This window comes from Pseudomonas sp. microsymbiont 2 (assembly GCF_054788395.1).
This window is the reverse complement of sequence record NZ_CM139112.1, coordinates 1,860,939-1,885,919: the sequence shown is the minus strand read 5'-3', so window position 1 is coordinate 1,885,919 and position 24,981 is coordinate 1,860,939. Positions and strand designations below refer to the sequence as shown.

Sequence of the window (24,981 nt, the reverse complement as noted above, 5' to 3'; positions counted from 1 at the left end):
TTTTAGCGCAACTCCTTTTTGCAACAAGGGGTTGCGTTGAAAAAAACGATGCAGTAGGATTTTGGGCATCGGAGTGTAGCGCAGCCAGGTAGCGCGTCTCGTTCGGGACGAGAAGGCCGCAGGTTCGAATCCTGTCTCTCCGACCAAATCCCAGAAAACCCGCCTCGAGCGGGTTTTTTGTTGCCTGCGAAACAGGAACCTGCAGGTGGGGGGCAACTGTCTTGCTGAGATTTTTCAACTGGCGTGATTTCTGTAGGAGCGGCCTTTCCGACCGGTCCAACGCCTCGGCAAGGCCGCTCCTACAGCTTGGCGCCGCTCCCACGCTCAGCTCACACGGTTACTCCGGCAACACCGGCACGTATAGCAGTTGCAGGCGCGCACTGCTCCACTCGCGGGTCTTGTTGGTCAGCTCGAGGTCATCGTTCAGCTTCTGGCCGTAGGTCGGCACGATTTCCTTGAGCTTGGCCTGCCATTGCGGACTCTTGATTCGATCCTTGAAGGTCTTCTCCAGCACGCTCAGCATGATCGGCGCGGCGGTCGAGGCGCCGGGCGAAGCGCCCAGCAGCGCGGCAATGCTGCCGTCCTCGGCGGCCACCACTTCGGTGCCAAACTGCAGCACGCCACCGTGCTCGGGATCCTTCTTGATCACCTGCACCCGCTGGCCGGCCTGGAGCAGCTTCCAATCTTCGTTCTTGGCGTTGGGGAAGTACTCGCGCAGGGCCGCCATGCGGTCATCGAAACTGAGCATCAGTTGCCCCATCAGGTAGGTGCTCAGGTCGATGTTGTCGATCCCGGCATGCATCATCGGGCTGATGTTGTGGGCGGTCAGCGAGCTGAACATGTCCAGCAGCGAGCCGTGCTTGAGGTACTTGGTGGAGAAGGTCGCGAACGGACCGAACAGCAGCACTTCCTTGCCATCGATCACCCGGGTGTCCAGGTGCGGCACCGACATCGGCGGCGCGCCGACCGAGGCCTTGCCGTACAGCTTGGCCTTGTGGCGGGCGACCAGGTCGGCGTTGTCGGTCATCAGGAACTGTCCACCGACCGGGAAGCCAGCGTAGCCTTCAGCTTCCTTAATGCCGGACTTCTGCAGCAACTTGAGCGCGCCGCCACCGGCGCCGATGAAGACGAACCTGGCCTTGACCGCGGACTCCTTGCCGCCGTTGGCCAGATCGGCCACCACCACGTTCCAGCTGCCATCGTCGTTGCGCACGATGTCGCGCACCTCGTGGCTCAAATGCAGCTGCACATTGGGGTTGCGGGTCATGGCGGTGAACAGCTGGCGGGTGATCTCGCCGAAGTTCACATCGGTGCCGATGGCCATGCGGGTCGCGGCCACCTTCTGTCCAGGGTCACGGCCTTCCATCACCAGCGGCACCCACTTGCGGATCTGCTCGTGGTCCTCGCTGATCTCCATGCCACGGAACAGCGAGCTGTGGCTCAGGGCCTCGACGCGCTTGTGCAGGAAAGCAACGTTCTCGTCACCCCAGACGAAACTCATGTGCGGCACGTTGTTGATGAACGAACGCGGGTTGCTCAGCACGCCCTGCTCGACCTGGTAGGCCCAGAACTGCTTGGACACCTCGAACTGCTCGTTGACATTGACCGCCTTGCTGATGTCGATGCTGCCGTCCTTGCCGACGCTGGTGTAGTTCAGCTCGCAGAACGCCGAGTGGCCGGTGCCGGCGTTGTTCCAGGCGTTGGAGCTTTCCTCGGCGACCTGGTCCATGCGCTCGTAGACGTCGACCTTCCAGTTCGGTTCCAGCTCGGTGAGGTAGGTCCCCAGGCTCGCACTCATGATGCCGCCGCCGATCAGCAGGACATCGACGGACTTTTGCGGCTCCTCGGGCTTGGAACAACCGATGACGCCCAGGCACAGGAGCGTCAGCAGGATTTTTTTCATTAGCTCAATCCAATTGAAGTGAAGGATTGGCAGTCGTTGCCCCCGGCGTGCACGCCCGGTTGTTGTTCTGGTTCGCAGGTCGCTTGCGGGATCGGGGCACGATCGCCTCGGGCCGTGGCCCGGGGCGCCGTAAAGCAGGGAGTGTGCCAGCATGGCCTGGACCAATGGCGCAGGGCTGTGGCGTGCTGGCGCAGTGGGATTTGCCGGGGCGGGTTGGCGGCAATCCGCCAAATGGATGGGTACTTTGCCTGGGGGATGGCGGTTTTCCCCCGAACACCTGCGGGGCCGGCCTTGCCGAGGCGTCGGACCGGTCGGAAAGGGCTGCGTAGCAGCCCCAGGATATCAGCGTTGATGCAAAGATCGTCGGGGCCGCTTTGCGGCCCTTTCCGACCGGTCCGACGCCTCGGCAAGGCCGCTCCTACAGGGATCGTGCAGGCTTGTCAGGCAGTCAATCGGGAAGTGACTTCGCCCAGCTGTCCCGACAACCCATGCAGGCGCTGCCCGGCCTGCTCGGTGTGCCGCACCGCCTGCTGGTTGTCGGTGGCGATCCGAGTGATCTCGATCAGGTTGCGCGAAATGTCCTCGGCAACGCTGGTCTGTTCCTCCGCAGCAGTGGCGATCTGCCGATTCATGTCACGGATCGCCTCCACCGCCGTGGTGATGCGTTGCAGCATCTGTCCGGCGTGCTGCACCTGCTCGGCGCCCTCCTCACTGCGCTGCTGGCCGCTCTCGATGGCCTTGACCGCCTCCACCGCGCCCGACTGCACCGCCTCGATGATCTGATGGATCTCGGCGATCGACGCCGCGGTGCGCTGGGCCAGGCTGCGCACCTCGTCGGCCACCACCGCGAAGCCGCGCCCGGCCTCGCCGGCACGCGCCGCCTCGATGGCGGCATTGAGCGCCAGCAGGTTGGTCTGCTCGGCAATGCCGCGAATCACTTCGAGCACCTTGCCGATCCGCGTACTGTCATTTTCCAGGTGGCGGATCACTGCGGCGGTGCCGGCGATCTCGCGATTGACCACGGCAATGGTGTCGATGGTCCTCTGCATGACCTGCTCGCCGGCCTGGGCGCTATGGTCGGCTTCGTCCGCCGCCCGCGCGGCATCGGCGGCATGCCGCGCCACCTCTTGGGCGGTGGCGGACATCTCGTGCATCGCCGTGGCGACCTGGTCGGTGCGCTGGAACTGGTCCTGGGTGCCATGGGCCATGTCGCCGGCGATACTGCGCAGCTGGCCGCTGGCATGCTCCAGTTCCTCAGCGTTGTCCTTCAGCCGGCCGACCGTATCGGCCAGGAAGTCGCGCAGGGTGTTGGCGGCACGCGCCAGGCGCCCCAGTTCGTCTTCGCGGCGGCTGTCGACCCGCGCGCCAAAGCGGCCTTGGCTGAGCTGGGCAACGTAGTCGATCAGTTGCCGAATCGGCTCGACCAGGCTGCGGTTGACCAGCCACAGGCTGAACAGGCCGACCAGCATGGCGGACCCGAGCATCACCAGTATGCCCAGCCACACGGTGCGCTCGGCGCCCGCGCTGATCTGCTGCGCCCGCCCATGGGCCTCGGCACGCAACTGCTCGACCAGCGCGCTCATCTGCTCGCTGGCGGCACGGTCCACACCCTTGACGGCCAGGTCGCCGGCCACCGGGTCGCCGCCTGCGGCAAGAAATGCCTGGCGCCCCCGTTCATAAGCCGCACCCAGCTGTCGATGGCTGGCCTCGAGCTGCTCCAGGCGCGCCTTGACGCTCGGGTCGCTGCTGTCGATCAGCTGCCCCAGCAACTGCTGCACCTGCCGCTCGCGGGCCTGGAACTGCTGCCAGTACTTGTCCAGCTCGGCCGGCTGGCGACCGCGCAGCAGCACGTTCTTCCATTCCTGCACCTGGATCTTGAACTGCAGGTTGGCCTCGTCGATCAACTGCGAAGCGCGCAATGGCCCGTCCACCAGTTCGGCATAGCCGCGCACGCTGGACGACAGGAACTGGAAGCACACCAGGGCGATCAGCAGGATCGCCGCCAGGCTGCCGCCAAGCAGGGTGAGGATTTGCACTCGGAGGGATTTACGCAACATCGCGGATCTCGGAACAAGGAGGAGGGAAAACAGCGCATGGCAGCGCCGCCGACAGACATCCTTGTCCTCGTTCGCAGACCCAAAAAAAGCCGCCATCGATCGATGGCAGCCAGGTCGAGCACTTGCACAACAGTGGCTTCAGATAGTCTCAGGCAAATGCTACAAAATTGTTACAAATCCGCGACAAGCTACGAGCAGGCCGAAATACCTCATCATCCTGGGTTGAACTGCAGCGACGCCAGCCGTGCATAGAGCGGACTCTCCTCCATCAACTGCCGATGACTGCCGAACGCCACCAGCCGGCCTTTGTCGATCACCGCGATGCGGTCGGCATGCTGCACGGTGGCCAGGCGATGGGCGATGACCAAGGTGGTGCGCCCGGCCATCAATTGCGGCAGCGCCTGCTGGATCAGGTACTCGCTCTGCGCATCCAGGGCACTGGTGGCCTCGTCCAGCAACAGGATCGGCGCGTCCACCAGCAACGCCCGGGCAATCGCCAGGCGTTGCCGCTGGCCACCGGACAGGCCCACGCCACCTTCGCCCAAGGGCGTCTGGTAACCCTGCGGCAACTGCACGATGAACTCATGGGCATGGGCACCACGGGCCGCCACCTCGACCTCGGCCAGGCTGGCCTCAGGCCGGCCATAGCGGATATTGGCCTCGACCGTGCCACGGAACAGCGCCGGCTGCTGGGCCACCAAGGCGAACTGACGGCGCAACTCGGCCGGCTCCAGCCCGGTGATCGGCTGGCCGTCGAGGTAGATCGCGCCTTGCTGCGGGTCGTAGAAACGCAGCAGCAGGTCGAACAGCGTCGACTTGCCCGCGCCCGATGGCCCTACCAGGGCCACGGTCTGGCCCGCCTGGATATCCAGGCTCAATCCGTCGATGGCCGGCAACGTGGGGCGCGACGGGTAGGCAAAGCACACCTCGCGCAACTCGATGGCGCCGCTGGCGCGCCCGCCCGGCAACGCACCCGGCCGTGGCGGCGCGAGGATCGCCGTGGGTGCGGCCAGCAGCTCGGCAATGCGCTCGGCGGCGCCGGCGGCGCGCTGCAGTTCACCGATCACCTCGCTCAGCGTGCCGAAGGCGCTGCCGACGATCAGGCTGTAGAACACGAAGGCGGCCAGCTCGCCGCCGGAGATGCGCCCGGCGATCACATCCATGCCGCCGACCCACAGCATCACCCCCACCGCGCCGAGCACCAGCACGATCACCAGGGTGATCAGCCAGGCACGCTGGGCGATGCGCCGCCGCGCCACCTCGAACGCCGCCTCCACCGTCTCGGCGAATAGCGCGCGGTCGCGCCCCTGATGGTTGTATGCCTGCACCGTCTTGATCTGGCCGAGGGCTTCGGCGACGTAGCTGCCCACGTCGGCCACCCGGTCCTGACTCTGTCGCGACAGGCTGCGCACGCGCCGGCCGAACAGCAGGATCGGCGCGAGTACCAGGGGCAAGGCCAACACCACGATGCTGGTCAGCTTGGGGTTGGTGACGAACAGCAAGATCACACCGCCCACCACCATCAAGGCGTTGCGCAGGAACATCGACAGCGAGGAACCGATCACCGACTGCAGCAGCGTAGTGTCGGCCGTCAGTCGCGATTGGATCTCCGAGCTGCGGTTGTCCTCGAAGAAACCGGGATGCAGACCGACCAGATGGTCGAACACGGCCCGACGGATATCGGCCACGCAACGCTCGCCGATCCACGACACCAGGTAGAAGCGGGCGAACGTGCCCACCGCCAGGGCCATGACCAGCAGCAGGAACAGGCCGATCGTCTGGTTGAGCTGGTGGGCCGAGCCGGTCATGAAACCCTGGTCCACTAACAGGCGGATCCCCTGCCCCATGGACAAGGTGATGGCGGCGGTAGTCACCAACGCCAGCAAGGCCAGCAAGGCCTGGCGTCGATACGGACGAATGAACCGCCAGCCCAGGTGCAAGGCCAGGCGTTGGCGTGGGGAGATCGGATCTGGCATGGCGACCGTCATTCGGCAGAAAGAGGCAACAAGACTACCATTCGTCCACCGCGAGGAACGCCCGCGAATGCGACGCCGTCGCATGAACGAACGAGGCAACAGTACCTATGCGCATTCGTTCTAACGTGTTGCTGGAGCTTTACCGCGCTTTCTGGTGGACTGATCCAGCACGACGCCGAAGAAGCTGTCACAGACCAGTCACGGCGAAGCGATACCTTGAGCTCGAACCTGAAAGAGGAGAAAGGACATGAGCTTGCAGCACACCGAAACGCCCAAGACCCAGAACCCTCCAAAACCTCAGGTCTGCGGCTCGATCATCGACGCCCAGGGCCGCGAGGTGCCGATCACCGAGAAGATGATCCAGAAGGCCTGCAAGGACCTCGAAGACAGCCGGGTCGAGAAAGTCAGCAAGGGCTGACCCCAGGATGGCGTGCAACCCTGTGGGGGCGGGTTTACCCGCAAAGCAGACAACGCAGGCTTCGCCCGTGTTCGCGGCGGTTCGGCGCCCCGACAAGCCCGCTCCCACAGGGATCGCGTCAGATTGAGAAATCTGAACAAGACAGTTGCCCCCACGCGAATGGTGCTTTTACAAGAACCCCTCAGGCCAGCACCGCCCCCAGCGCACTGACCACCTGTGCCAGTTGCGGCGCCTCCCCACGTACTCGCACCGCCAGCCCCTCGATCTCACGCCGTACCGGATAGTGCTTGCGCAGCAGGTCGAACGACGCGCGCTGCTCGACCGGATCATCACTCAGGCTGCGACGGAAATCCGCATCGTCACGGCGCGGGTCATACACTGCCCGACAAAGCGTTGCCAGCACCCAAGCCGTGTCAGCGCCCGCGTCGAACTCGATCTGCGCCAGCGCCGGTGCCGGCAGCAGATCGGCCAGGCGCACCTGCTCGGGCTCGGCGCGCCAGCGGCAGAATGCCTGGTAGATCTGCGCCGTGCCGCGCTGCTTGCCGTCGAGGCTGTAACCGGCGATATGCGGCGTCGCCAAGGTACACAGGTCGGCCAGTTGCAGCTCTACCTGCGGCTCGCCTTCCCACACATCGAGCACCGCATGCACATCCTCGCGATCGAGCAGCAATTCGCGCAGGGCCGCGTTATCCACCACCGGCCCACGGCTGGCATTGATCAGCCAGGCGCCGGCACGCAGGCGCGCCAGGCGAGGCTGGTCGAGCAGGTGCCAGGTCGGGTGCTCACCGCCGCGTTGCAGCGGGGTGTGCAAGCTGATGACATCGCACTGCTCGAGGATCGTATCGAGGTCGACGAAGTTGCCGCCCTCGCTGGCCTGACGCAGCGGGTCGCACACCAGCACCTTCCAGCCCAGGCCATGCAGCACCCGCACCAGACGGCCACCGACCTCGCCGGCCCCGACCACGCCGTAGACCCGCGTGCTCAGGTCAGCCCCTTCCAGCTCGGCCAGGGTCAACAGGCTGCCCAGCACGTAGTCCACCACGCCGCGGGCGTTGCAACCGGGCGCGCTGCTCCAGTGGATACCGGCCTCGGCGAAGTAATCGAGATCAAGGTGATCGGTGCCAATGGTGCAGGTGCCGACGAATCGCACCCGGCTACCTTCGAGCAGCTGCCGGTCGACGCGGGTCACCGAGCGCACCAGCAGCACGTCGGCGTCCTTGACGCAGGCAGCGTCGATGGCCCGGCCAGGATAACGGCGGATCTCGCCGAAACCGGCGAAGAAGGCATCGAGCAGCGGGATATTCTCGTCGGCAACTATCAGCATGGCGCTCTCCTGTCAGGGGAGCGCAGTGTAGCGCGATCGCCGCGGCTCAGTCGGCCTTCTTGCGGATCCAGTACAGGTAGGTGCCGGCCTCTTCCTGCTGACCAAGCAGCTCGTGGCCGAGGAAGACGCAGAACTTGGGAATGTCGCGACGGGTCGACGGGTCGGTGGCGATCACCTTGAGCACGCCGCCGCCGGCCAGCTCGCGCACGTGCTTGTGCAGCAGCATCACCGGCTCCGGGCAGTTCAGGCCGGTGGCGTCAAGGATCGCGTCGTGGGTGAAATCGGTCATGTAGGGCTCCGCAAAATGATCGTCATTGTGGCGCATGAAGCGGGGCTGTCACAGCCCCGCGATGGCCTCAGCGCGGTTTCAGGTCCAGCCGGCGCAGGTGGCAGGTCACTTCCTCGCGGTCGTGATACAGCTGCTTGCAGGCGATCGACACTTTCACTTTGCGTGCCTTGAATCCAGCCTCGATGCGCTCGAGCAGCTTGCGTACCTCGGCATGGCGCTGCTTCATCGGCAGCTTGAGATTGACCACCGCTTCGCGGCACAGCCCTTCACCCAGCCAGGTTTCGATCAGCGAGGCGGTGCGGGCCGGCTTTTCGACGATGTCGCAGACCATCCAGTCAACCGTGTGCTTGGGCTTCCAGGTAAAGCCATCGGCCATCAGGTGAGTGACCAGGCCAGTGTCCATCAGGCTCTCGGCCATCGGGCCATTGTCGATGGCGGTCACCAGCATGCCGCGCTTGACCAGCTGATAGGTCCAGCCACCGGGAGCGGCGCCCAGGTCGACGCCGGTCATGTCATCGTTCAGACGCTGGTCCCACTGGTCGCGGGGAATGAACTGGTGCCAGGCTTCCTCCAGCTTGAGGGTCGAGCGGCTGGGCGCCTCGCGGGGGAACTTCAGGCGCGGTATGCCCATCGGCCACAGCGCCGAATTGTCGGCCTCGGCAAGGCCGAGGAAGACCCGCCGACCACTGATGAAGCTCAGCAGCAGGCGCGGCTTGCGCACGTCGTCGACCAGCCGACCGGCCTTCTCCAACGCCTTGCGCAGCGGCACCTCGAACTTGCGGCAGAACGTCGACAGCTCCTTGCCTTCGTTGCTGTCGAGCACTTCCAGCCACAGGCTGCCACACACCGGCAGCCCGGCCAGGTGCTCCAGCAGCACGCTGATGCGGTCGCTCTCCGGCAGCTCGACGAAGGCGCCGCGCGCCCACTGGCGCGGGAAGATCAGCTGCGAGAAACGCAGCGTCTGCATCATGCGCTCGGCGCCGTCCGGCTCGCTGCAGACGAACTCGGCGCAAGCACTCTGCGGCTTGCCCTTGGCGTAGCCGGCCACGCCCAGGTGGGCGGCGTGCTCGCTGATTTCGGCGCAGACCTCGCCCTCGAAGCCGGGCCGGCAATGCATGAACAGGGTATTCATTTCTCACTCCACATCACTGACGCAGGTGGCGCCAGGGCGGCGAATGATAAAGGAAGATCGGAACCTGCGACACGTCCCACCGGTCCAGAAAAAGGGCAGGAGGGCCAAACCGGTCTAACCTGTCTGTTCAGCCAGGTCCGTGCCGTGCGGACCAATCCAGAGCGGTGACACCGGCGAGCGACCCGCAGTCGCCGGGCACCGGAGCACAAGGAGTTGTAAATGCCCTCGCTCGATAGCCTGAAAACCCTCAAGACCCTCCAGGTAGCCGATCGCACCTATCACTATTTCAGCCTGCCCGAGGCTGCCCGTCAGCTCGGTGACCTGCAGCGCCTGCCCATGTCGCTGAAAGTGCTGCTGGAAAACCTGCTGCGCTGGGAAGACGGCAAGACCGTCACCGGCGACGACCTGCGCGCCCTGGCCCAGTGGCTGCAGGAGCGCCGCTCCGACCGCGAGATCCAGTACCGCCCGGCGCGCGTGCTGATGCAGGACTTCACCGGCGTGCCGGCGGTGGTCGACCTGGCCGCCATGCGCGCGGCCATGGCCAAGGCCGGTGGCGATCCGCAACGCATCAATCCGCTGTCGCCGGTGGACCTGGTGATCGACCACTCGGTGATGGTCGACCGCTACGCCAGCCCCAGCGCCTTCGCCCAGAACGTCGACATCGAGATGCAGCGCAACGGCGAACGCTACGCCTTCCTGCGCTGGGGCCAGAGCGCCTTCGACAACTTCCGCGTGGTGCCGCCGGGCACCGGCATCTGCCACCAGGTCAACCTCGAGTACCTGGGCCGCACGGTCTGGACCCGCGACGCGGACGGCCGCACCTATGCCTTCCCCGACACCCTGGTCGGCACCGACTCGCACACCACCATGATCAACGGCCTGGGCGTGCTCGGCTGGGGCGTGGGCGGCATCGAGGCCGAGGCGGCGATGCTCGGCCAGCCGGTGTCGATGCTGATTCCCGAGGTGATCGGCTTCAAGCTCACCGGCAAGCTGCGCGAGGGCATCACCGCCACCGACCTGGTGCTGACGGTGACACAGATGCTGCGCAAGAAGGGCGTGGTCGGCAAGTTCGTCGAATTCTATGGCGACGGCCTGGCCGACCTGCCGCTGGCCGACCGCGCCACCATCGCCAACATGGCCCCCGAGTATGGCGCCACCTGTGGCTTCTTCCCGGTCGATCAGGTGACCCTGGACTACCTGCGCCTGTCCGGCCGCCCCGAGGAGGCCGTGCAACTGGTCGAGGCCTACAGCAAGGTGCAGGGCCTGTGGCGCCTGCCGGGCCAGGAGCCGCTGTTCAGCGACACCCTGGCGCTGGACATGAACGACGTCGAAGCCAGCCTTGCCGGCCCCAAGCGCCCACAGGACCGCGTGCCGCTGAACCAGGTCAGCCAAGCCTTCGACCAGTTCATCGAACTGCAGCCCAAGCCACTGACCAAGGCCGTTGGCCGACTCGAAAACGAAGGCGGTGGTGGCGTGGCGGTCGGCAGTGCCGACCAGGCTGGTGAAATCGACTACACCCACGCCGGCCAGACCCACACCCTGCGCGACGGCGCCGTGGTGATCGCCGCCATCACCTCCTGCACCAATACCTCCAACCCCAGCGTGATGATGGCTGCCGGGCTGGTGGCGAAGAAGGCCGTGGAAAAGGGCCTGACACGCAAGCCCTGGGTCAAGAGCTCGCTGGCGCCCGGCTCCAAGGTGGTCACCGATTACTTCAAGGCGGCAGGGCTGACGCCCTATCTCGACCAGCTCGGCTTCGACCTGGTCGGTTATGGCTGCACCACCTGCATCGGCAACTCCGGACCGCTGGACGAAGCGATCGAGAAGGCCATCGGCAGCGCCGACCTCACCGTCGCCTCGGTGCTGTCGGGCAACCGCAACTTCGAAGGCCGGGTGCATCCGCTGGTCAAGACCAACTGGCTGGCGTCTCCGCCCCTGGTAGTGGCCTATGCCCTGGCCGGCAGCGTGCGCGTCGACCTGACCCAGGATGCGCTGGGCACCGGCAAGGACGGCAAGCCGGTATACCTGCGTGACATCTGGCCGAGCCAGCAGGAGATCGCCGAGGCCGTCGGCAACGTCGACACGCGCATGTTCCACAAGGAATATGCCGAGGTGTTCGCCGGCGACGCCCAGTGGCAGGCCATCGAAGTGCCCCAGGCGGCCACCTATGTCTGGCAGGACGATTCCACCTATATCCAGCACCCGCCGTTCTTCGACGGTATCGGCGGCCCGCTGCCGGAAATCGGCGATATCCACGGCGCGCGCATCCTCGCCCTGCTCGGCGACTCGGTGACCACCGACCACATCTCCCCGGCCGGCAACATCAAGGCCGACAGCCCGGCCGGGCGCTACCTGCGCGGCAAGGGCGTGGAGCCGCACGACTTCAACTCCTATGGCTCGCGGCGCGGCAACCATGAAGTGATGATGCGCGGCACCTTCGCCAACATCCGTATCCGCAACGAGATGCTCGGCGGCGAGGAAGGCGGCAACACCCTGTACGTGCCCACGGGCGAGAAGCTGTCGATCTACGATGCCGCCATGCGCTACCAGCAGGACGGCACGCCGCTGGTGGTGATCGCCGGGAAGGAATACGGCACCGGCTCCAGCCGCGACTGGGCGGCCAAGGGCACCAACCTGCTGGGGGTCAAGGCGGTGCTGGCGGAAAGCTTCGAACGCATCCACCGCTCCAACCTGGTGGGCATGGGCGTGCTGCCGCTGCAGTTCAAGGCCGGCGACGACCGCAAGAGCCTGGGGCTGACCGGCAAGGAACGCATCGATGTATTGGGCCTTGATGGCGCGCAGATCCGCCCGGGCATGAGCCTGCCGCTGCGCATCATCCGCGAGGATGGGCGCCAGGAGCAGATCGAGGTGCTGTGCCGGATCGATACCCTCAATGAGGTCGAGTACTTCAAGTCGGGAGGGATCCTGCATTATGTGCTGCGACAGTTGATCGCAGGATAAGGCTGGGCCTATCCCTTTCCAATTCAAGATTGCCGGGGGTCGCTTTGCGACCCTTTCGCGGCACAAGGCCGCTCCTACAGGAGACCGCGCCGTCCTGTAGGAGCGGCCTTGTGCCGCGAAAGGACCGCAACGCGGTCCCGGCATTACCCGCCCAAACGCGCAAACATCCAAGTGTCCTGAAGGCCATGGTGTAAGTCCTACCCTCCTCGGATTCACCGGCACTAAGGAAATGTCATGCCTCTTCCCCACTGGATCGCCCTGCTCCTGCTCGCCCTCGGCTATACGATCGCCCTGGCCTACGGCAGCCTCGGCCTCGCCGCCCTGCCCGCCTTGCTCGCCCTGCTAGGCAGCGCCCTGCTCGCCCGCCGTCCGGTACGCTGGCAACAAAGCCTCGGCCACCTGCTGTTCATCGCGCTCGCCGTCGCCCTGGCGTTGCACTGGCTACCCGGTTTCCATGGTGCCCGGGTGATCGACAAGGCCGTGCTCAGCGAAGGCGCGGTGCCATTCTCCATGTACCTGAACCTCGACAAACCGCTGATCGGCCTGTGGCTGCTGCTGGCCTGCCCCTGGCTGGTGATGCTGCGTGGGCGCGGCCTGGCCATGAGCCTGGCGCTGATCCTGCCGCTCACCCTGCTCGCCTGCCTGGGCGGCGCCTGGGCCCTGGGCATGGTGGCCTGGGCACCGAAATGGCCCGACCAGGCCTGGCTGTGGCTGCTGAATAACCTGCTGCTGGTGAGCCTGACCGAGGAATTGTTGTTCCGTGGCTACATCCAGGGCGGCCTGCAACGTCTGTTCAGGCACGAGGGGCTGGCGTTGCTGGTGGCCGCGCTGCTGTTCGGCCTCGCGCACCTGGCCGGTGGCTGGCAATGGTTCTACCTGGCCACCCTGGCCGGGGTGGGGTATGGTCTGGCCTATCGCCATGGCGGGCTGGCGGCGGCGGTGCTGTGCCATGTCTGCGTCAACCTGGCGCACTTCGCGGCTTTCACCTATCCGATGCTGGCCCTGTCGTGAGCGATCGGTCATGATCCGACCTAGCCGTCATAATTCCAGAGTAAAACTGCAATACAGGGGTCAACGTCTGCGATCAGGCCACCTTCTGTTAACCCAGCCAGCCTAAGCGCGCCTTGCTCCAGGTCAACGTAGTTAAATATCCATTCAATAAAACCAGAAGCTTGCCGATACCTGTCGAAAGCCTCGCGGATTGAACAGCCAATGCGTAACAACCAGCCGATTACCCAGAGAGAACGGACTTTCCCTGCCCAGCAGCGGTTGATCTCCACCACCAATGCCAAGGGCGTGATCACCTACTGCAACGATGCCTTCGTCGAGATCAGCGGTTTCTCCCGCGAGGACCTGATGGGCGCGCCGCATAACCTGGTACGCCATCCCGATGTGCCGCCGGCGGTGTTCGCCCATATGTGGCAGACCCTGAAGCAGGGCCTGCCGTGGATGGGCATCGTCAAGAACCGCTGCAAGTCCGGCGACCACTATTGGGTCAACGCCTACGTCACACCGATCTTCGACAACAACCAGGTCATCGGCTACGAGTCGGTCCGGGTCAAGCCCACCGCCGAACAGATCCGCCGCGCCGAAGGCCTGTACCAGCGCATCAACCAGGGCAAGTCGGCCATTCCCAAGCGCGACAAGTGGCTGCCGGTGCTGCAGGACTGGCTGCCGTTCATTCTCGTCAGCCAGATCGGTTTCCTGATCGGCAACTGGCTCGGTCACTCCTGGGGCTTCGCCCTGGCCGCGGGCCTGTCGGTGCCGCTGGGCCTGCTTGGCTTGGGCTGGCAGCAGCGCGGCCTCAAACGCCTGCTGCGCCTGGCCGAGCAGACCACCTCCGACCCGCTGATCGCACAGATGTATACCGACAGCCGTGGCGTCCAGGCGCGCCTGGAAATGGCCATGCTCAGCCAGGATGCGCGGATGAAGACCTGCCTGACCCGCCTGCAGGACAGCGCCGAACAGCTCAGCGACCAGGCCCGCCAGTCCGACGCCCTCGCCCACCAGAGCTCGTCGGGCCTGGAGCGTCAGCGCGTGGAAACCGAGCAGGTCGCCGCCGCCGTCAACCAGATGGCCGCCACCACCCAGGAAGTGGCCAACCACGTCCAACGCACCGCCGATGCCACCCAGGAAGCCAATCGCCTGACCAGCCAGGGCCGCAACATCGCCGGCGAAACCCGCGACGCCATCGAGCGCCTGTCGGCTGCCGTGGGCGAAACTGGCCTGACCGTGACGCAACTGGCCAAGGACAGCGACGAGATCGGTGGCGTGGTCGATGTGATCAAGGGCATTGCCGACCAGACCAACCTGCTGGCGCTCAACGCCGCCATCGAAGCCGCCCGTGCCGGTGAAATGGGCCGCGGTTTCGCCGTGGTCGCCGACGAGGTTCGCCAGCTGGCTCAACGCACCGCCGAGTCCACCGGGCAGATCCACACCCTGATCGCCAAGCTGCAACAGACCGCCAACAACGCGGTGCAGACCATGGAGACCGGGCACCGCCAGGCCCAGGAAGGTGTCGAACGGGTCATGGAAGCCGACTAGGCACTGGTCGGTATCAGCGAGGCCGTGGCCAACATCACCGACATGGCGACCCAGATCGCCGCCGCCACCGAGGAGCAGAGCGCGGTGGCCGAGGAGATCAGCCGCAACATCAGCACCATCGCCGACCTGGCCGACCAGACCGCGGGCCAAGCCCAGCGCTCGGCGCTGCTCAGCGAGGAGCTGACCAGCACCGCGGGCACCCAGTACTCGCTGGTGGAACGCTTCAACCGCTGAAGCCTGTAAAAGCATCGCGGGGCAAGCCCGCGATGCTTTACCAGTCGAGCGTCAGACGGCTCTCGAAGTACCGTACCTCACCCGTCAACGGATCCGCGAAGCGCAGGCTGTGGGCCAGCAGCTTCAGTGGCCGCGCGTAATCATCCTGCTCGTTGACCAGCTGCGGATAGAACGGATCGTTGCAGATTCCCGCGCCCAACGCCGCCATATGCACCCGTAGCTGATGGGTCTTGCCAGTCACCGGCGACAGCCCGTAGCGCCACAGCTCGCCATTTTTCTCCAGCACGCAAGCATGGGTTTCGCTGTTGTCGGCCCCTGCCACCTCATGCATGCGAAAGAACGGCTCGCCATGCACCAGGCGGCTGCGATGCACCAGCGGGTAGTCGTGCTGCGGCATGGCGGCGGCGATCGCCTGGTAGTGCTTGTCGATGCGCCGCTCGGGGAACAGGCGCTGATAGGCGCCACGGCTTTGCGGGTTGGCGGAAAACAGCACCAGCCCGGCGGTGTGCCGGTCGATGCGGTGCAGCGGCACCAGGTGCGGGTTGTCCAGGCGCCGGATGAGCCGGCGCAGCAGCGTCTGTTCGACGTACTCGCCGGTGGGCGTGACAGGCAGGAAGTGCGGCTTGTCCGCCACCACCAGGTGTTCGTCGACATGCAGGATTTCTTCCTGCACCGGAATCACCTTCTCGTTGGGCACCTCACGGAAATAGTGCAAGCGCATGCCCCGCCGATAGAGCGTATCCGCCGCAATAGGCTGGCCGTCGGCATTGAGCACCCGGCCCCGGGCGAATCGGTCGAGCCATTGCTCACGGCCGATGCCCTTGAAATGATCACACAGGCAGTCGAGCACCGTCGTCCAGTGCCCTGGGGGCAGGCATACGGTGCTGGCTTGCTGGCGGGCAGGGTCGAAAGGCATGATCATCAGGCTCGGTTTTGCAGGGGGCGGCATTATCCCCTACCCCGCGCCCCTCAACCAGCCTCGCTGGCCGGCTCGCAGCGCGCCTTGAGCCAGCGCAGCACCTGCACCGCGTCCCAACGGCCCGGGTCGTAGAGCGCATAGCTCAGCCCCTGGTAGCCCACCACATCCAGCGGACGGTGGAAACCGGCGCGCTGGAACAGCGCCTCGATCTCGGCGAAACAGGTATTGAAATGGACCTTGCCGAACGGGGTCCGCTCATCGGTGACGATGCCATCGAGGCGCAATTCCAGTACCGCCTCGCACACACGCTCGGGTGCCATGTGGTTGATGCTGTACTTGAGTTGCTCGACATTGAGCATGGTTTCACCTCGGACACTGTATTTATATACAGCATACGGAGCGTGCCGTGCCGCCGTCAATGCGAGGCTCAGCCCAGGAAGGCCACCACCTGCTCGGCATCGAACGGCCAGCCTAGCTCGGCGCCGCTGTCGCAACGGCGCAGCACCGGGATGCTCAGGCCATAGCGCTCGAACAGCACCTCGCTGTCAGCGATATCGACCAGCTCGACCATCAGGCCGTGCTCGACGAACGGCATGAGCACAGCCTCGGCGACTTCGCACAGGTGGCACCCGACGGTGCCGAACAATTGGGTTTCAGGGAGCATGCAGGCATCCACGAATCGCATGGGTGGATGCTCATTCTAGGTCCCTGTCCGCGAGCGCGCACCTGCCCTGGCTCAATCCTGGCTGGTGGCGCCGATCCGATGCAGCGAGAGATCCGCGCCCTGGAACTCCTGCTCGTGACTCAGGCGCAGGCCATGCAGCACCTTGATCGAACCATACACGGCGAATCCACCGACCAGCGCCACCACAACGCCCGCCAGGCTGCCCAGCAACTGGCTGACCAGGCTGACCCCACCCAGCCCGCCCAGGGCCGCCTGCCCGAACACGCCACAGGCAATGCCGCCCCACACACCGCACAAGCCATGCAGCGGCCATACCCCGAGCACATCGTCGATCTTCCAGCGGTTCTGGGCCGCCGTGAAGGACCAGACGAACACGCCACCGGCCACCAGCCCGGTGACCAGCGCCCCTACCGGGTGCATCAGGTCGGAGCCGGCGCACACCGCCACCAGGCCCGCCAGCGGGCCGTTGTGCAGGAAACCAGGGTCGTTGCGTCCGAGCAGCAACGCCGACAGCGTGCCGCCCACCATGGCCATCAGCGAATTGATCGCCACCAGGCCGCTCACGCCCTGCAGGGTCTGCGCGCTCATGACGTTGAAGCCGAACCAGCCGATGATCAGAATCCACGAGCCCAGCGCCAGGAATGGAATGCTCGACGGCGCGAACGCCACCAGACGCCCGTCGCGGTAGCGGCCACGGCGCGCGCCCAGCAGCACGACCGCCGCCAACGCCAGCCATCCGCCCATGGCATGCACCACCACGGAGCCGGCGAAGTCATGGAACGGTGCGCCGAAGCGCGCCTGCAACCAGGCCTGGATGCCCAGGTTGCCGTTCCATACCACCCCTTCGAAGAACGGGTAGACGAACGCCACGATCAACGCCGTCGCGCAGAGTTGCGGCACGAAGCGCGCCCGCTCGGCGATGCCCCCGGAAATGATCGCCGGGATGGCCGCGGCGAAGGTCAGCAGGAAGAAGCACTTGACCAGCCCATAGCCGTGGTCGCTGGCCAGTGTCGCCGCCGGATGCAGGAAGCTTACGCCGTAGGCGATCCAGTAGCCGATGAAGAAGTACACCAGCGCCGATACCGCGAAGTCGCTGAGAATCTTCGACAAGGCGTTGACCTGGTTCTTGTGGCGGACGGTGCCGACCTCGAGAAAGGCGAATCCCGCGTGCATGGCCAGGACCAGGATCGCGCCCATGAGGATGAACAGAGTGTTGGAGCCATGGACCAGGGAGTCCATCGCGCTATGCATGTTTTCCATGAAGTGGCAGACCTGCGAAAAGGCACCAGGACAGTTCAAGAACCGGCATCCATGCACCTGATCGGTGCCAGGCCCCTGCCCTGTTTCGATGACCGGACGGAGCCTGCGTGGTTTTTTCTTGGGTTTGTCGTGGATTGGGTTAAGGTTTATCGGTATCCATGGCGCCAGCGCATGATTTCGGCGCAGCCCCGGCGAATACGCACCGCATTACAGCAAGCGTCGTACCAACACATTTCGCTGAACCTTCCGCACCCTCGATCACTCGAAATAGCCACATGCATCCACAGGGAGAGGCCCATTCCATGGCCAGCAAATCGGCAAAGACTGCACAAGAGATACTGATGGCTGACTTCCAGGCCCTGGTCCGCGACACCGAGAAGCTGCTCGCCGACACCGCCAACCTGGCGGGCGACCAGGCCGATGAACTGCGCGAGCAGATCCACGAGCGCCTGGTCCAGGCCCGCGAGACCTTGCAACTGACCCAGGAGTCGGTGCGCCAGCGCGGTCAGGCCGCACTGGGAAGCGCCGAACAGTACGTGCAGGAGAATCCGTGGCAGGCGATTGGCATCGCCGCGGGTGTCGGCCTGCTGATCGGCCTGCTGGCCAAGCGCTGAGGAAGCTCCATGGATAACGATGCCATCGGCGCCAGCGCCTCCGGCAGGCGCCTGGGCGCGGCCATACTCGGGCTGCTGCACAGCCATATCGAGCTGTTCGGCATCGAGTTGCAGGAGCAGAAAGCCCGCACCCTCAGCCTGCTGCTGTTCGCCGGCCTGGCACTGGTGTTCGCCCTGCTGCTGCTGACCGCCTTGTCGGGATTGGTGCTGGTCCTGTTGTGGGACAGCTATCGCCTGGCCGGGATCATTGGCCTGTGCGTGTTCTACGGGATCGCCGCGCTGTATTGCGGCCTGCGCCTCAAGGCCGCGGTGTTCGACGAGTCGTCGCCATTCAACGCCACGCTCGAGGAGCTGGCCAAGGATCGGGAGCGCCTGCTGCCATGAGCCTGCCCGAACTGCCCGACACCCGCAACCCGCGAGAGCTGCGCAAGGCGCTGCTGCGCCTGCGCATGGAAATGCATCGCCAGGAAATTCGCCACGAGTCCGCCCAGCTGCTCGAACCGGTCCACCGCCTGCGCGGCATGGGCAGCGCGTTCGGCGAGGGCATGGGGGTCAAGCATGGCTCGCTGTGGGGGATCGCCGGCGTCGTCGCCCTGGGATTTCTCACCGGCAAGGGCGTGCGTAGCGGCAACCTGGTACGCCTGGTGCGCCTGGGCACCAGCCTGGTGCCCTTGATCCGCCTGCTCATTGGCAACACCTCCCGCCGCTGAAACCCGAGCGCTGGCGCTTGCGCCAGCGCCCCGGACACCGGAAGCTATCCGGACTCTACGATGGGAGACGAAGCCTTGGACTGGCAAACCCTGTTGACCCGCGAACGCCTGGGCAAGGCGCTCTACAGCCCTGAAGAACTCGGCCGCAGCCCCTTTCACAAGGACCACGACCGCATCATATTCTCGGGCGCATTCCGCCGCCTGGGCCGCAAGACCCAGGTACATCCGGTTTCCAGCAACGACCATATCCACACCCGCCTCACCCACTCGCTGGAAGTCAGTTGCGTCGGCCGCTCGCTCGGCATGCGCGTCGGCGAAACCCTGCGCGGTCAGTTACCGGACTGGTGCGAACCCAGCGATCTGGGCATGGTCGTGCAGTCAGCCTGCCTGGCCCATGACATCGGCAATCCGCCGTTCGGCCATTCGGGGGAAGACGCGATCCGTCACTGGTTCCAGCAGGCCGCGGGGCGAGGCTGGCTGGATGACATGAGCGACGACCAGCGCGCCGACTTTCTCAATTTCGAAGGCAATGCCCAGGGCTTTCGTGTCCTCACCCAACTCGAGTACCACCAGTTCGACGGCGGCACGCGACTGACCTACGCCACCCTCGGCACCTATCTCAAGTATCCCTGGACCTCACGCCACGCCGATGCGCTGGGCTACAAGAAGCACAAGTTCGGCTGCTACCAGAGCGAACTGGGCCTGCTCGAACAGATTGCCGGGAAGCTCGGCCTGCCCCAGCTCGAGGACCAGCGCTGGGCGCGCCATCCGCTGGTGTACCTGATGGAGGCCGCCGATGATATCTGCTATGCGCTGATCGACCTCGAGGACGGTCTGGAAATGGACCTGCTGCAATACGCCGAGGTCGAGGCGCTGCTGCTGGACCTGGTCGGAGACGACCTGCCGGAAACCTATCGCCAACTCGGCCCCGACGAGTCACGTCGGCGCAAGCTGGCGATCCTGCGCGGCAAGGCCATCGAGCACCTGACCAATGCCGCCGCCCAGGCCTTCGTCGAGCAGCAGGATGCCCTGCTGGCAGGTCACCTGCCGGGCGACCTGGTCGAACACATGCATGGCCCGGCGCAACGCTGCGTACTCCAGGCCAAGGACATGGCGCGCAAGAAGATCTTCCAGGACAAGCGCAAGACCCTGCATGAGATCGGCGCCTATACGACCCTGGAGATTCTGCTCAACACATTCTGCAGCGCAGCGCTGGAGCAGCATGGCGGGCGCACGCCATCCTTCAAGAGCCGGCGCGTGCTGGACCTGATAGGCAACAACGCACCCAATCCGCACGGTTCGCTGCATGGTGCGTTCTTGCGCATGATCGACTTCATCGCGGGCATGACCGACAGCTATGCCAGCGAAATGGCGCTGGAAATGACAGGGCGCTCCAGTTCCAGATGAAGGGGTGGTGACGGCAGACCGGCGTTTGCTGTCACCGCCAATTTTGAAGGACTTTTCCCACAAGTTTGAAAACCTATTAAACAAACTACGCTTTATTACAACGCCACGCTTTAAAAAAATCATCTGCCGTCACCACCTTCCACCCCTCTCGTAGCAGTATTTATCGACAACTGTAAGCAAATTCCTATATCTGGGATTTGGCATGGCCTTTCCTGCAAACCGCCATTCAACTGAGCTAATGTGCGACTGCCTTAGCCCCGCTGCATGGAATGTTGAATATGTACTCAGTGTTTATCGTTGACGACCATCCCATTATCCGATTGGCCATTCGGATGCTGCTGGAAAATCAGGGTTACAAGATTGTCGGCGAATCGGACAATGGCGTGGATGCCATGCAGATGATTCGTGAGCTGCGCCCTGACCTGGCGATCCTCGACATCAGCATCCCGAAGCTCGATGGCCTGGAAATGCTCTCGCGTTTCCAGGCCATGGCCTTGCCGCTCAAGGTCCTGGTGCTGACCGCGCAATCACCCGCCCTGTTCGCCACCCGCTGCATGCATTCCGGGGCCGCCGGTTATGTCTGCAAGCAGGAGGACCTCAGCGAGTTGCTGAGCGCCATCAAGGCGGTGCTCTCCGGGTACAACTATTTCCCCAGCCAGGCACTCAGTTCACCCCACGTCAAAGATAGCGAGGAGTTGGAGTTGTTCCGCCAGGTCAATGATCGTGAACTGATGGTATTGCAACTTTTTGCCCAGGGTCGCAGCAACAAGGAAATAGCCAAAGGCATGTTCCTCAGCAACAAGACCGTCAGCACCTACAAGAAGCGCCTGATGCACAAGTTGCGCGCCAGCACCCTGGTGGAGCTGATCGACGTCGCCAAGCGCAACGCACTGGTCTGAGGTCATGATGTGGAGGTACCTTGCTGCATCACTGTTGTGGCTGAGCCTGGGCGCTCCCTTGCAATGCGCCAGCGGAACCGTCGATGCAGGCCGCACGTATACCCTGCTCAGTCGCTCCTCACCCACGTCGGTCCACCCGGTGCTGACCCCCACGCAACGGCAGTGGCTGGGCACGCGTCGCGAACTGGTGCTGGGCACCTCGGCGCCAGACTATCCCCCCTTCGATATCTCCACGGGCGGCCGTGAATACCAGGGACTCACCGCCGACTATGCGGGGCTGATCGGCAATGCCCTGGGCCTGCCGGTGCGCATACGCCGCTTCCCCAGCAGGCCCGCGGCGGTGGCGGCGCTCAAGAATGGCCATATCGACATGCTCGGCAGTGCCAATGGCTATGAAGCCACCACCCAAGGTCTGGCGCTGTCACGTCCCTATGCCATCGATCAACCCGTCCTGGTAACCCGTGAAGACGAGACCCGGGCGCTGGATACAGGCCTGGAGGGTATGCGCCTGAGCATGCTCTACCATTACCTGCCCACCGAGGAAATCCGCACCAACTACCCCAAGGCCGAGCTACTGACCTTCGAATCGTCCACCCAGGCGTTGAATGCCGTCGCCTTCGAACAGGCGGACGTGTTCATTGGCGACACCGTTTCCACCCATTACCTGATCAGCCAGGGACACTTGCCGCACCTGCGCATGGCCAACTTCGGCAAGCACGAAGCCGTGGGCTTCAGTTTTGCCCTGCGCGAAGACGAGCAGACGCTGCTGACGCTGGTGGATGCCGCGCTCGATGCTCAGTCCACCGCCACGCGCAACGATATCTTCAAACGCTGGAGCGCCAGCAGCGGCAATCTGCTGACCGACCGTAAACTGCAGCTGTCGCCACGGGAGGAAAGCTGGTTGCGCGACAATCCAGTCATGCGCGTGGTGGTCAACGAAACCGCGGCTCCGCTCACGTACTTCGACAACAACGGCCGCCTGCGTGGCATCGTCGCCGACCTGCTCGAGCTCATTCGCCTGCGCACCGGCCTGCGCTTCGAAATACGTCGCGCCAGCGGCGATGGCGACATGGTCGACCAGCTCGAGTCCGGCCGCGCCGACATTATCGCCAGCCTTTCCATCGACACTCGCCGAGGAAGCACACTGCAGGTGAGTCGGCCCTACCTGGAAAGCGCCTATGTCCTGGTCAGCCATACCGGCGCCGATCAACCCAGCAGCCTGAAGCAGCTCAAGGGCAAACGCGTAGCCATTCCCCGTGACAGCACGGTGGCCGCCCTGCTCACCGCACAGCACCCGCGGATTCACCAGGTAGCCACCGAAAGCACCTATTACTCGATGGCCCTGCTCGGCAGTGGTGCGGTGGACGCGGTCATCGCCACCCTCATCGATGCCAATCACATGGTGGCCGCCGCCAACGACCTGGTCATCCGCAGCACGGTCGGCACCGAGCCGGCGACCTTCTCCATGGCCACCCGGCCTAAAGCCGGCGAACTGGCGTCGATACTCGACAAGGCCTTGCTGAGCGTCTCCCCCGAAGAGCTCGGCGTGATCAACAGCCGCTGGCGCGATCACGGCCTGCGCGAAGACGCCTACTGGCGCAGCTACAGGCGGATCATCCTGCAGGTGGTGGGGGTCATCGGCGTGCTGCTGGTGCTGGCACTGGTCTGGAATGCCAGGTTGCGCCGCCAGATCAAGCAACGCCAACGCGCCGAGCGGGCCCTCAACGATCAGCTCGAGTTCATGGGCGCACTGCTCAATGGCACGCCTCACCCCATGTACGTGCGCGACCGCGAAGGGCGCCTGAAGAGCTGCAACGAAAGCTATCTGCTCGCCGTGGGCGCCACCCTTGAACAGGTCATGGGCAAGCGCCTGGAGGACAGCCAGTTCAGCGACCGCGACTACACCCGCCAGGTCCAGGATGACTACCGGCGCGTGATGGAAGAAGGCCGACCGCTAATCCTCGACCGACCGCTGCGCCTGAAGGACAAGGAGCTGACCATCTATCACTGGATCCTCCCCTACCGCGACTCGCTGGGCGAGATGCAAGGCATCATTGGCGGCTGGATCGACATCAGCGAGCGGCGCAACCTGGTCCAGGACCTGCGCCTGGCCAAGCAGCAGGCCGACGACGCCAACCGCGCCAAGAGCGTGTTCCTCGCCACCATCAGCCACGAGATCCGCACCCCGATGAATGCACTGATCGGCATGCTGGAGCTGGCGCTCAAGCGTGCCGAACAGGGGCAGCTCGACCGCCCGGCGCTCGAGGTCGCTCATCACTCGGCAAGGGACTTGCTGGGGTTGATCGGCGATATCCTGGACATTGCCCGCATCGAGTCCGGCCATTTATCCCTCGCCCCGGAACCGGTCGACCTTGCCGCGCTGATCGAATCCGTCGGTCGCGTGTTCGACGGGCTGGCCCGGCACAAAGGCCTGACACTGGATGTGACCATCTCCCCGGAGGCGCGCTGCCACGCGATGCTCGATCCGCTGCGCTTCAAACAGGTGCTGTCGAACCTGGTCAGCAATGCGATCAAGTTCACCGAGCAGGGCCAGGTGCACATCACCGCCAAACTGCACACAGGGGGCGAGCCGACGCTCACCACGCTGGATCTGGAAGTGCGCGACACGGGTATCGGCATCCATGAGCAGGACCAGCAGCGCCTGTTCTCCCCCTTCGTCCAGGCCAATCCGTACAGCGACGGCGCTCGGGCTGGAACCGGGCTCGGCCTGGTCATCAGCCGCAACCTGTGCGCCATGATGGGTGGCGAACTCACCCTGCAAAGCCTCCAGGGCGTCGGCACCCGTGTGCGGCTGGTCATGCCCCTGCAACGCGTCGACCCGGTCGATTCGCCCCTGCCAGCCAGCACGGGCATCGAACGCCCCGATACACGCCTGAGGATCCTGGTGATCGATGATCACCCGGCCAACCTGCTGCTCATGGCCCAGCAACTCGGCTACCTGGGGCTGCGCCAGGAAAGCGCCAGCGATGGACGCGAAGGCTTGCGCAAGTGGCGCGAAGGTTGTTTCGACGTGCTGGTGGTCGACTGCAACATGCCGCAGATGAATGGCTACGAACTGGCCAGGACCGTGCGGGCAGAGGAACGCCTGCAAGGGCGACCACGCTGCGCCATGCTCGGCTACACCGCCAATGCCCAGCCCGAGATACGCCAGCAATGCCTCGATGCCGGCATGGACGACTGCCTGCTCAAACCTATCGGACTGCAGATGCTCGGCCAGCGCCTGGCTGCCATCACCGGGCTTTCCCGGCAATGCATCGGCCGTAATCCGCCCCGGCATCGCTTTGACCTCGAAGGCTTGACCGCCATCGTCGGTGACAGTGTCGTCGATCGGAACCGGATTCTCAGCACGCTGCACCTGAGCCTGCGCCAGGACCTGGAAATTCTGATGGCGATCGACCCCGAGCATGACGCCAACGAACTGGCCGCCCACGCACACAAGATCCTCAGCGCGGCAAGGATGCTCGATGCAAGGATGCTGATTCAGGCGTGCGAGGCGTTGGAAGCGACCGGGTTGACCCTGGCCGAACTGAAGACGCGCCGTCAGGCGCTGGCGCGACATATGCGCCGGGTGGAGCAAGCCTTGGCCAGGCAGTTGGACAACCTGGCCGAGGCAGGGTAAGGCGGCACG

At 64.7% G+C, this 24,981-nt stretch carries 19 protein-coding genes, 1 tRNA gene and 2 pseudogenes; 11 read left to right on the top strand and 11 right to left on the bottom strand.

The features are described from left to right. Positions 1-69 precede the first annotated feature (69 nt). Positions 70-146, top strand: a tRNA-Pro gene (locus ACYUME_RS08560). A gap of 191 nt (positions 147-337) precedes the next feature. Here ACYUME_RS08560 and ACYUME_RS08555 read toward each other — a convergent pair. The 4 genes and pseudogenes from ACYUME_RS08555 to ACYUME_RS08540 all read right to left on the bottom strand — a co-directional run bounded on the left by ACYUME_RS08555 (position 338) and on the right by ACYUME_RS08540 (position 5,936). Beyond that, on the bottom strand, positions 338-1,903 hold the full coding sequence (locus ACYUME_RS08555) for a malate:quinone oxidoreductase (protein WP_460418564.1): 1,566 nt from the start codon (positions 1,901-1,903) through the stop codon (positions 338-340). A 440-nt stretch (positions 1,904-2,343) separates the two neighbouring features. After that, positions 2,344-3,048 (bottom strand): methyl-accepting chemotaxis protein, encoded by a 705-nt coding sequence (locus ACYUME_RS08550; RefSeq protein WP_460419312.1) that lies wholly within the window; start codon positions 3,046-3,048, stop codon positions 2,344-2,346. A gap of 228 nt (positions 3,049-3,276) precedes the next feature. Then, positions 3,277-3,372 (bottom strand): annotated as a pseudogene (locus ACYUME_RS08545) (hypothetical protein); the annotation flags it as partial. Positions 3,373-4,172: 800 nt separating this feature from the next. Next, positions 4,173-5,936, bottom strand: coding sequence for an ABC transporter transmembrane domain-containing protein (locus ACYUME_RS08540; RefSeq protein WP_460418563.1), 1,764 nt, complete (start codon positions 5,934-5,936; stop codon positions 4,173-4,175). 247 nt (positions 5,937-6,183) lie between these two features. On the opposite strand from ACYUME_RS08540, the gene ACYUME_RS08535 reads away from it, so the two are divergent. Beyond that, the gene (locus ACYUME_RS08535) at positions 6,184-6,354 is read left to right on the top strand and encodes a PA1571 family protein (RefSeq protein WP_279887173.1); all 171 of its coding nucleotides are present in this window, start codon (positions 6,184-6,186) and stop codon (positions 6,352-6,354) included. A gap of 181 nt (positions 6,355-6,535) precedes the next feature. Here ACYUME_RS08535 and pdxB read toward each other — a convergent pair whose 3' ends face one another. The 3 genes from pdxB to rlmM form a co-directional block, all read right to left on the bottom strand. After that, complete coding sequence (gene pdxB, locus ACYUME_RS08530; protein ID WP_460418562.1) at positions 6,536-7,678, bottom strand: 4-phosphoerythronate dehydrogenase PdxB; 1,143 nt, start codon at positions 7,676-7,678, stop codon at positions 6,536-6,538. A gap of 46 nt (positions 7,679-7,724) precedes the next feature. Then, positions 7,725-7,967 (bottom strand): sulfurtransferase TusA, encoded by a 243-nt coding sequence (gene tusA, locus ACYUME_RS08525; RefSeq protein WP_279887170.1) that lies wholly within the window; start codon positions 7,965-7,967, stop codon positions 7,725-7,727. A gap of 67 nt (positions 7,968-8,034) precedes the next feature. Then, positions 8,035-9,099 carry a 23S rRNA (cytidine(2498)-2'-O)-methyltransferase RlmM gene (gene rlmM / locus ACYUME_RS08520; RefSeq protein WP_460418561.1) on the bottom strand — a complete coding sequence of 355 codons (1,065 nt, stop codon included), beginning with the start codon at positions 9,097-9,099 and terminating at the stop codon, positions 8,035-8,037. 219 nt (positions 9,100-9,318) lie between these two features. On the opposite strand from rlmM, the gene acnA reads away from it, so the two are divergent. From acnA to ACYUME_RS08505, 3 genes and pseudogenes are all read left to right on the top strand, one after another. After that, positions 9,319-12,060, top strand: coding sequence for an aconitate hydratase AcnA (acnA, locus tag ACYUME_RS08515; protein ID WP_460418560.1), 2,742 nt, complete (start codon positions 9,319-9,321; stop codon positions 12,058-12,060). 234 nt (positions 12,061-12,294) lie between these two features. Beyond that, a complete protein-coding gene (locus ACYUME_RS08510) occupies positions 12,295-13,071 on the top strand; it encodes a CPBP family glutamic-type intramembrane protease (protein ID WP_460418559.1) in 777 nt (258 codons plus the stop codon). 201 nt (positions 13,072-13,272) lie between these two features. After that, positions 13,273-14,838, top strand: a pseudogene (locus ACYUME_RS08505) (methyl-accepting chemotaxis protein). Positions 14,839-14,875: 37 nt separating this feature from the next. On the opposite strand, the gene ACYUME_RS08500 reads toward ACYUME_RS08505, so the two are convergent. The 4 genes from ACYUME_RS08500 to ACYUME_RS08485 form a co-directional block, all read right to left on the bottom strand. Further along, positions 14,876-15,760, bottom strand: a complete 885-nt coding sequence (locus ACYUME_RS08500) for a pseudouridine synthase (protein ID WP_460418558.1) — start codon at positions 15,758-15,760, stop codon at positions 14,876-14,878. Between the two features lie 47 nt (positions 15,761-15,807). Further along, complete coding sequence (locus ACYUME_RS08495) at positions 15,808-16,116, bottom strand: hypothetical protein (protein ID WP_050704807.1); 309 nt, start codon at positions 16,114-16,116, stop codon at positions 15,808-15,810. Between the two features lie 68 nt (positions 16,117-16,184). Continuing rightward, a complete protein-coding gene (locus ACYUME_RS08490; protein WP_279887161.1) occupies positions 16,185-16,421 on the bottom strand; it encodes a glutaredoxin family protein in 237 nt (78 codons plus the stop codon). A 72-nt stretch (positions 16,422-16,493) separates the two neighbouring features. Beyond that, positions 16,494-17,702, bottom strand: coding sequence for an ammonium transporter (locus ACYUME_RS08485; protein WP_279887160.1), 1,209 nt, complete (start codon positions 17,700-17,702; stop codon positions 16,494-16,496). A gap of 302 nt (positions 17,703-18,004) precedes the next feature. Here ACYUME_RS08485 and ACYUME_RS08480 point away from each other — a divergent pair, with 302 nt between their 5' ends. From ACYUME_RS08480 to ACYUME_RS08455, 6 genes are all read left to right on the top strand, one after another. Next, the gene (locus ACYUME_RS08480; protein ID WP_279887159.1) at positions 18,005-18,316 is read left to right on the top strand and encodes an ElaB/YgaM/YqjD family protein; all 312 of its coding nucleotides are present in this window, start codon (positions 18,005-18,007) and stop codon (positions 18,314-18,316) included. A 9-nt stretch (positions 18,317-18,325) separates the two neighbouring features. After that, positions 18,326-18,700, top strand: a complete 375-nt coding sequence (locus tag ACYUME_RS08475) for a phage holin family protein (protein WP_279887157.1) — start codon at positions 18,326-18,328, stop codon at positions 18,698-18,700. Beyond that, on the top strand, positions 18,697-19,026 hold the full coding sequence (locus ACYUME_RS08470) for a hypothetical protein (RefSeq protein WP_279887155.1): 330 nt from the start codon (positions 18,697-18,699) through the stop codon (positions 19,024-19,026). Before ACYUME_RS08475 ends, ACYUME_RS08470 begins: the two co-directional genes overlap by 4 nt. 75 nt (positions 19,027-19,101) lie before the next feature. Further along, positions 19,102-20,433: a deoxyguanosinetriphosphate triphosphohydrolase gene (locus tag ACYUME_RS08465; RefSeq protein ID WP_279887177.1), complete on the top strand. Its 1,332-nt coding sequence runs from the start codon at positions 19,102-19,104 to the stop codon at positions 20,431-20,433. 278 nt (positions 20,434-20,711) lie between these two features. Next, positions 20,712-21,332, top strand: coding sequence for a response regulator transcription factor (locus ACYUME_RS08460; protein WP_279887153.1), 621 nt, complete (start codon positions 20,712-20,714; stop codon positions 21,330-21,332). Between the two features lie 7 nt (positions 21,333-21,339). Continuing rightward, complete coding sequence (locus tag ACYUME_RS08455) at positions 21,340-24,972, top strand: transporter substrate-binding domain-containing protein (protein WP_279887176.1); 3,633 nt, start codon at positions 21,340-21,342, stop codon at positions 24,970-24,972. The last annotated feature ends 9 nt before the right edge of the window (positions 24,973-24,981 follow it).

What these genes read in the sequence shown, in the direction of transcription:
- ACYUME_RS08540 (WP_460418563.1), bottom strand. Translation starts at nt 5,936, where the DNA reads ATGCCAGATCCGATCTCCCCACGCCAACGCCTGGCCTTGCACCTGGGC.
- acnA (WP_460418560.1), top strand. Translation starts at nt 9,319, where the DNA reads ATGCCCTCGCTCGATAGCCTGAAAACCCTCAAGACCCTCCAGGTAGCC.
- ACYUME_RS08555 (WP_460418564.1), bottom strand. Translation starts at nt 1,903, where the DNA reads ATGAAAAAAATCCTGCTGACGCTCCTGTGCCTGGGCGTCATCGGTTGT.
- ACYUME_RS08535 (WP_279887173.1), top strand. Translation starts at nt 6,184, where the DNA reads ATGAGCTTGCAGCACACCGAAACGCCCAAGACCCAGAACCCTCCAAAA.
- ACYUME_RS08500 (WP_460418558.1), bottom strand. Translation starts at nt 15,760, where the DNA reads ATGATCATGCCTTTCGACCCTGCCCGCCAGCAAGCCAGCACCGTATGC.
- ACYUME_RS08470 (WP_279887155.1), top strand. Translation starts at nt 18,697, where the DNA reads ATGAGCCTGCCCGAACTGCCCGACACCCGCAACCCGCGAGAGCTGCGC.
- ACYUME_RS08460 (WP_279887153.1), top strand. Translation starts at nt 20,712, where the DNA reads ATGTACTCAGTGTTTATCGTTGACGACCATCCCATTATCCGATTGGCC.
- pdxB (WP_460418562.1), bottom strand. Translation starts at nt 7,678, where the DNA reads ATGCTGATAGTTGCCGACGAGAATATCCCGCTGCTCGATGCCTTCTTC.
- ACYUME_RS08490 (WP_279887161.1), bottom strand. Translation starts at nt 16,421, where the DNA reads ATGCTCCCTGAAACCCAATTGTTCGGCACCGTCGGGTGCCACCTGTGC.
- ACYUME_RS08480 (WP_279887159.1), top strand. Translation starts at nt 18,005, where the DNA reads ATGGCCAGCAAATCGGCAAAGACTGCACAAGAGATACTGATGGCTGAC.
- ACYUME_RS08510 (WP_460418559.1), top strand. Translation starts at nt 12,295, where the DNA reads ATGCCTCTTCCCCACTGGATCGCCCTGCTCCTGCTCGCCCTCGGCTAT.
- ACYUME_RS08455 (WP_279887176.1), top strand. Translation starts at nt 21,340, where the DNA reads ATGTGGAGGTACCTTGCTGCATCACTGTTGTGGCTGAGCCTGGGCGCT.
- ACYUME_RS08495 (WP_050704807.1), bottom strand. Translation starts at nt 16,116, where the DNA reads ATGCTCAATGTCGAGCAACTCAAGTACAGCATCAACCACATGGCACCC.
- ACYUME_RS08485 (WP_279887160.1), bottom strand. Translation starts at nt 17,702, where the DNA reads ATGGAAAACATGCATAGCGCGATGGACTCCCTGGTCCATGGCTCCAAC.
- tusA (WP_279887170.1), bottom strand. Translation starts at nt 7,967, where the DNA reads ATGACCGATTTCACCCACGACGCGATCCTTGACGCCACCGGCCTGAAC.
- ACYUME_RS08550 (WP_460419312.1), bottom strand. Translation starts at nt 3,048, where the DNA reads ATGTCCGCCACCGCCCAAGAGGTGGCGCGGCATGCCGCCGATGCCGCG.
- rlmM (WP_460418561.1), bottom strand. Translation starts at nt 9,099, where the DNA reads ATGAATACCCTGTTCATGCATTGCCGGCCCGGCTTCGAGGGCGAGGTC.
- ACYUME_RS08475 (WP_279887157.1), top strand. Translation starts at nt 18,326, where the DNA reads ATGGATAACGATGCCATCGGCGCCAGCGCCTCCGGCAGGCGCCTGGGC.